We start from the raw sequence: 6611 nt of genomic DNA on the forward strand, positions 1-6611 counted from the left end.
GGCCGCGTCATCCGATGCACCGAGCCACCATCCATCACGCCAAGAGGACACACGCCGTGACCACCGAGACCAGCGCCACCATCGAGAAGGAAAGCGAGTTCCTGTTGACGTCGCCGCCGACGTCCAACGCGATGAGTGTGACCAAGCGCAATGGCACGACCGAGCTGGTGGATCTGAACAAGATCGTCCGCGCGGTGCAGCGTTCCTCTGAAGGCCTGCACGCCGTCGATCCGATGCGCGTGGCCACCCGCACCATTTCCGGCCTGTACAACGGCGCCACCACCCAGGAGCTGGACGAACTGTCCATCCGCACCGCGGCGCTGCTGATCGGTGAAGAACCCGAGTACGGCCGCCTGGCCGCGCGCCTGCTGGCCAACTTCATCGCCAAGGAAGTGTCCAACCAGGAAATCCACGCGTTCTCGCAGTCGGTGGGTCGTGGCCACGAAGTGGGCCTGATCAACGACCGCCTGCTGAACTTCGTGCAGACCAACGCACGCAAGCTCAACGATGCCATCGACATCTCGCTGGACCTGAACTTCGATTACTTCGGCCTGCGTACCCTGTACGACCGCTACCTGCTGCGCCATCCGCACACCCGCAAGGTGATCGAGACCCCGCAGCAGTTCTTCCTGCGCATCGCCAGCGCGCTGAGTGAAGACGTGCCGGAAACCCTGGCGCTGTACAAGCGCATGGGCAACCTGGACTACCTGCCGTCCAGCCCGACCCTGTTCAACTCCGGCACCACCCACGAGCAGCTGTCCTCGTGCTTCCTGCTGGACTCGCCGCAGGATTCGCTGGAATCGATCTACTCCAAGTACGGCGACATCGCCCAGCTGTCCAAGTTCTCCGGCGGCATCGGCGTCAGCTACACCCGCGTGCGTTCGCGTGGCTCGCTGATCAAGTCGACCAACGGCCATTCCAACGGCATCGTGCCGTGGCTGAAGACCATGGATTCGTCGGTGGCTGCGGTGAACCAGGGTGGCAAGCGCAAGGGCGCGGCCTGTGTGTACCTGGAAACCTGGCACGCCGACATCGAGGACTTCCTCGAGCTGCGTGACAACACCGGCGACGAATCGCGCCGTGCGCACAACCTGAACCTGGCCAACTGGATCCCGGACCTGTTCATGAAGCGTGTCGAATCGGACCAGGAATGGTCGCTGTTCGATCCGCGCGTGGTGCCCGAGTTCACCGACCTGTTCGGCGAAGCCTTCGAGGCCGCCTACCTGCAGGCCGAAGCACAGGGCAAGGCCAACCGCACCATTTCCGCACGCAAGCTGTACTCGCGGATGATGCGCACTCTGGCCGAGACCGGCAACGGCTGGATGACCTTCAAGGACAAGTGCAACCGCGCCAGCAACCAGACCCTGCGCGCCGGCAACGTGATCCACCTGTCCAACCTGTGCACCGAAATCCTGGAAGTCACCTCGGCTGAAGAGACCGCGGTGTGCAACCTGGGTTCGATCAACCTGGGCAACCACTTCGACGGCAACGGCGAGTTCGATTTCGACAAGCTGGCCGACACCGTGCGCCTGGCCGTGCGCCAGCTGGACCGCGTGATCGACCTGAACTTCTACCCGATCGAATCGGCACGTCGCGGCAACCTGCGCTGGCGTCCGGTCGGCCTGGGCTGCATGGGCCTGCAGGACGTGTTCTTCCGCAAGCGCCTGCCGTTCGATGGTGCCGAAGCCCGCGCGCTGTCGAAGAAGATTGCCGAGACCATCTACTTCCACGCGCTGGAAACCTCGGTGGAACTGGCCCAGGAACGTGGCAAGCATCCGTCCTTCGCCGACACCCGTGCGGCCAGTGGCGAGCTGCAGTTCGATGCCTGGAACGTGGTGCCGGAAGATGCCGCACGCTGGGACGCCCTGCGTGAGCGCATCAAGGAACACGGCCTGCGCAACTCGCTGATGATCGCGATCGCCCCGACCGCCACCATCGCCTCCATCGCCGGCTGCTACGAGTGCGTGGAACCGCAGGTGTCCAACCTGTTCAAGCGCGAGACCCTGTCCGGTGACTTCCTGCAGGTGAACCGTTACCTGGTGAACGAGCTGAAGAAGCTGGGCCACTGGACCCCGGAAATGCGCGATGCGATCAAGCTGGCCGACGGCTCGATCCAGGCCATCACCCAGATCCCCGAAACGCTGCGCCACGTCTATCGCACCGCATGGGAGCTGCCGATGCGTTCGCTGATCGACATGGCCGCCGACCGTGGTGCCTTCATCGACCAGTCCGCCTCGCTCAACCTGTTCATGGAAAGCCCGAGCATCGGCGCGATGTCGTCCATGTACATGTACGCCTGGAAGCAGGGCATCAAGACCACCTACTACCTGCGTTCGCGTCCGGCCACCAAGATCGCCAAGACCACCGTCAGCCACGTGGCCACCGCCGGCCCGGAGAAGGTGTTCAGCCCGGAAGAGGCCATCGCCTGCTCGCTGGAGAACCCGGAAGCCTGCGAGGCCTGCCAGTAAGACGCGCCGTGCCGGCGATCGCCGGCACCTCATACCTGTAGAGCCGAGCCATGCTCGGCTGCAGAGAGACACCCACGGTAGCGCCGGGCCATGCCCGGCCGCTCACCCAGGAATTCAAGGAAACACCCATGGCCGACAAGCCCAAGCAGATGCTGCTCGATCCCGGTTTTGAACTGACCCTGCGCCCGATGCGCTACCCGCAGTTCTATGACATGTACCGGAACGCGATCAAGAACACCTGGACGGTGGAAGAGATCAACTTCCAGATCGACATCAGCGACCTGCACAGCAAGATGTCGCCGGGCGAGCGTCACCTGATCCATCGTCTTGTCGCGTTCTTCGCCACCGGCGATTCGATCGTGTCCAACAACCTGGTGCTGAACCTGTACCAGCACTTGAACGCGCCCGAAGCGCGCATGTACCTGTCGCGCCAGCTGTATGAAGAAGCGCTGCACGTGCAGTTCTACCTGACCCTGCTGGACAACTACCTGCCGGATCCGGACGAGCGCGTCAAAGCCTTCGCCGCGGTGGAGAACATCGACTCGATCAAGAAGAAGGCCGATTTCTGCTTCAAGTGGATCGATTCGATCCAGGACCTGAAGCGCATCGAGACCCGCGAAGAGCGCCGTCAGTTCCTGCTCAACCAGATCTGCTTCGCTGCGTGCATCGAAGGCCTGTTCTTCTTCGCCGCCTTCGCCTACGTGTACTACTTCCGTTCGCGCGGCCTGCTCAATGGCCTGGCCTCGGGCACCAACTGGGTGTTCCGCGACGAGAGCGCGCACATGGAGTTCGCCTTCGAGTGCGTGGACGTGATCCGCGAGGAAGAGCCGGATCTGTTCGACGACAAGATGAAGCAGGATGTCTACGACATGCTGGCCGAAGCCATCGAGTGTGAAGTGCAGTTCGCCGAGGACGTGCTGTCCGGTGGCGTGGCGGGCATTTCCACCCGTGACATGCGCCAGTACCTGCAGCACTGCGCCGACAACCATTTCCATCGCCTGGGCATGGAGCGCAAGTACAACGTGCGCAACCCGCTGAGCTTCATGGAACTGCAGGACGTGCAGGAACTGACCAACTTCTTCGAACGCCGCGCTTCGGCCTATCAGGTGGGCGTGAAGGGCGAAGTCGCCTTCGACATGAACTTCTGATCGAACCGGTCAGGTCTGTCGCAACGAGAAACCCCGGCCAACGCCGGGGTTTTTCGTTTTTACGGTAGCGCCGGGCCATGCCCGGCGAGCGCGCAGCGCGGAAGGTTTTCAGGGTGCCGTGCGCACCGCCAACCCGGCCAGCACCGTGCCCGGATGTCGGTCATCCATCTCCGAGCCGTTGCCACCGGGCGCGTGGATGATGGATTCACATACCGCTTTCGCCAGCGGTGAAGACCGTGGATCGATTTACCGAGCCGACTTTCCACATCGGCGCCTGAGTGCCCACGGCCAGTGACCTGCTTGACTCCGACGTCGTGCTAGATTCGCGAAAGTGGGACTCCCGCGAGAGGTACTTTCATGGATGCATCGGTCGAGAAATGCGCTTCTTCATCAAAAGGTGGACTTCGGCGCCGCCCCTGGGTAGCAGGGTATCGCTGCCTCACAATCACTATTGCAGCGTTGGTACTGTCAGCGTGTTCGAGCGGTGCACGCCCAACCCCCTCGCATCATTTGAATCAAAGACAGTCCGTCAAATCAGGGAGTGAAATTGGTATGGAGCGATTCAAGAACGATATCGAGCGTTTGGCTAGCGTGCGTTTTGATGATGTCGACGCATTGAATGAACAACTTCACACGCACCTGGGTGCACCGACGCGACAGGGCCTGCGGGACGAGCGGACCGCAGAACGCGGAAGGTTGGGCGACCTTGAGGTCCGGAACATCACGCTGAGAAGTCCTGCCGACGATCCTACGCACGCGACCCTGATCTTTGAGGTCACGCCACCGAGCATCGCGCTCGAGGAGATCATCTGGGAGAACTCCGCCATAGAGCCACCTCACCCCGATGCGCCTGGCTCCCGCCCTTACTGGTCTGCTCAGGTGAACAGTGCCAAGGTTGTGCTCGGGCTCTCCCTTGACTACAAGACGCTGACCTTCGTATCGATCAGTCAGCGCTAACCCCCTGTCATTGCGAAGGAGCCGCACCATGGAACGTAATGAAGAACTTGCACTGTCTCAGCCGCAGGAGGGTGGCCGACCAGGAACCACACGTCGTCCGGCTTCGCCATTGGCCGATCCCTCGCTGGCGCCGCTTCTGGCGAAATCCCCAACACTTCGAGCGGGTCTCGCACAGGCTGATCGCGACAACCTGGCTGTCGAATGGGGCGAGCCGGTGACGGCACCTATCTTATTCCCGGTGTGAAGATCGTTATTGACGAGAACGCAATCGGGCAAGGCTCCAGAATCGCACGTTCTCTTTCTCACGAAGTTGGGCACCATCTCTTCACCGAACCCGAAAATCGAACTTCTAAGCAAGCCTATGTGAACAGCAAGTTGCGAGGAGAAGCCGCTGCGACCCTCAGCAAAGTCCAGGTCCAGCGCGAAATTGTCGCGGCCGGGGGGCCGGACATTGGCGTATCGGGCACGGGTAATCGGCCGCAGCAGTATGGAGCCATTGCGGCGGAACTCCAGGCCGGACAGATCAACCGTAACCAAGCACTGGGGCAGATCGCTGAGGTGTTCAAGACAGAGGCTCCGTCTGTTGGTCCTCATGCGAACTACGAGCTTTACTACGGCGCACACTATGACCAGCACATAGCGCCCTCGCAGCGGCAGCGACGGCGCAGGCCAGAGCCAGAACTTGACGCCGAGCGCACCGCAGTTGCGGACAGAGTTGGCACTCCCGCCGACGACTCACCGTCGCTACATCGAGTGCCTTCTTCAACAGCTGAACTTGGCGATGCAGACCGTGCTCTCTATATGCAGATCAGGGCTGGTGTGGAACGCCTGGACGCCGAGCATGGGAAGCCGTGGGACGAGTCGAGTCAGCGCATGTCCGCAAGCCTGCTGGTACTGGCGAAGGAGCAGGGGCTTTCGCGGGTTGACCATGTTGTGTTGAACAACCCGACAGAAAGCCTGGCTCGGGGTGAGAGGGTCTTCATAGTGGAGGGAGCAATGGATGATCCAGCCCATCGCCGAGGACACATGAATACGATGGATGCGCTTCGTGCGCCTGAAGCGTAGTCGCTTCAACGTGCCGATGCGTTGAGTCAATCCCAAGCAGCAAGCCTTGAACAACAGCATGCACAGCAGGTTCATACGCAGGATGGGCCATCGTTCTCGAGATAGGAGTATCGCTGCAGCATCGGAAGGGTCATCACCGCCGCCCATCCACCGCCATGCGCACGGCCAGTCCGGCCAGTACCGTGCCCATGAACCACCGCTGCACCGCCTGCCAGGTGGGGCGGGCGGCGAGGAAGCCGGCGATGCTGCCGGCCATTATCGCGATCACCGCGTTCACGCTCACGCTGACCAGCAGCTGGGTGGAACCCAGCACCAGCGACTGCATCAGTACGCTGCCCTCGCTGTCCGGGTGCAGGAACTGCGGCAGCAGCGACAGGTACATCACCGCGACCTTGGGGTTCAGCACGTTGGTCAGGAAACCCATCGCGAACAGCTTGCGCGGGCCGTCCACCGGCAGGTCACGCACCGCGAACGGCGAGCGGCCGCCCGGCTTCAGCGCCTGCCAGGCCAGGTACAGCAGGTACAGCGCGCCGCCGATGCGCAGCGCGTCGTAGGCGAACGGCACGGTCATCAGCAGCGCGGTGATGCCCAGCGCCGCGCACAGCATGTAGAACACGAAGCCCAGCGCCACCCCGCCCAGCGAGATCAGCCCGGCCACGCGGCCCTGGCAGATCGAGCGCGAGATCACGTAGATCATGTTCGGCCCGGGTGTCAGCACCATGGCCAGCGAGACAAGGGCGAAGGCCAGCAGGTCGGACGTGGCGGGCATGGCGGGTTCACGCAGTGGGGGTGTCGAAGTGTAGCGCCGCCTGCACGCCGCCTGCCTTAAAATCCGTCTTACCCCACACCCGAACCGCCCCCATGACCCCGTCTCTTTTACACATCTCCCAGCCCCCGAGACAGATCCATTAATCTCCTATGCCGTCTTCTGCTTTAAAAAAAAAAAAAACAAAAAAAAAATGAAAACACGCAA

Annotated in this window: 6 protein-coding genes; 5 read left to right on the forward strand and 1 reads right to left on the reverse strand. The window is 61.9% G+C overall.

Features of this window, described 5'->3' with window-relative positions:
• Positions 1 to 56 precede the first annotated feature (56 nt).
• The 5 genes from GIW57_RS20815 (at position 57) to GIW57_RS20835 (ending at position 5638) form a co-directional block, all read left to right on the forward strand.
• The gene (locus GIW57_RS20815) at positions 57 to 2468 is read left to right on the forward strand and encodes a ribonucleoside-diphosphate reductase subunit alpha (protein WP_100461879.1); all 2412 of its coding nucleotides are present in this window, start codon (positions 57 to 59) and stop codon (positions 2466 to 2468) included.
• Positions 2469 to 2596: 128 nt separating this feature from the next.
• Positions 2597 to 3616 (forward strand): ribonucleotide-diphosphate reductase subunit beta, encoded by a 1020-nt coding sequence (locus GIW57_RS20820; RefSeq protein WP_025875781.1) that lies wholly within the window; start codon positions 2597 to 2599, stop codon positions 3614 to 3616.
• A 552-nt stretch (positions 3617 to 4168) separates the two neighbouring features.
• On the forward strand, positions 4169 to 4573 hold the full coding sequence (locus tag GIW57_RS20825) for a hypothetical protein (protein WP_236512640.1): 405 nt from the start codon (positions 4169 to 4171) through the stop codon (positions 4571 to 4573).
• A 28-nt stretch (positions 4574 to 4601) separates the two neighbouring features.
• Positions 4602 to 4817: a hypothetical protein gene (locus tag GIW57_RS20830; RefSeq protein WP_236512641.1), complete on the forward strand. Its 216-nt coding sequence runs from the start codon at positions 4602 to 4604 to the stop codon at positions 4815 to 4817.
• Positions 4814 to 5638 carry an XVIPCD domain-containing protein gene (locus GIW57_RS20835; RefSeq protein ID WP_236512643.1) on the forward strand — a complete coding sequence of 275 codons (825 nt, stop codon included), beginning with the start codon at positions 4814 to 4816 and terminating at the stop codon, positions 5636 to 5638. The genes GIW57_RS20830 and GIW57_RS20835 overlap by 4 nt, the downstream gene beginning before the upstream one ends.
• A 133-nt stretch (positions 5639 to 5771) precedes the next feature.
• Here the strand turns inward: GIW57_RS20835 and GIW57_RS20840 are convergent, their stop codons facing one another.
• Positions 5772 to 6407: a LysE family translocator gene (locus tag GIW57_RS20840; RefSeq protein ID WP_100461880.1), complete on the reverse strand. Its 636-nt coding sequence runs from the start codon at positions 6405 to 6407 to the stop codon at positions 5772 to 5774.
• Positions 6408 to 6611: the final 204 nt, after the last annotated feature.

Origin of the sequence: Stenotrophomonas sp. PA-6-5C (assembly GCF_021605635.1) — a bacterium.
Lineage (GTDB): Bacteria > Pseudomonadota > Gammaproteobacteria > Xanthomonadales > Xanthomonadaceae > Stenotrophomonas > Stenotrophomonas lactitubi.

Excerpts from the sequence above, each read along its gene's own strand:
- GIW57_RS20820 (WP_025875781.1), top strand. The coding sequence starts at position 2,597 with ATGGCCGACAAGCCCAAGCAGATGCTGCTCGATCCCGGTTTTGAACTG.
- GIW57_RS20825 (WP_236512640.1), top strand. The coding sequence starts at position 4,169 with ATGGAGCGATTCAAGAACGATATCGAGCGTTTGGCTAGCGTGCGTTTT.
- GIW57_RS20830 (WP_236512641.1), top strand. The coding sequence starts at position 4,602 with ATGGAACGTAATGAAGAACTTGCACTGTCTCAGCCGCAGGAGGGTGGC.
- GIW57_RS20840 (WP_100461880.1), bottom strand. The coding sequence starts at position 6,407 with ATGCCCGCCACGTCCGACCTGCTGGCCTTCGCCCTTGTCTCGCTGGCC.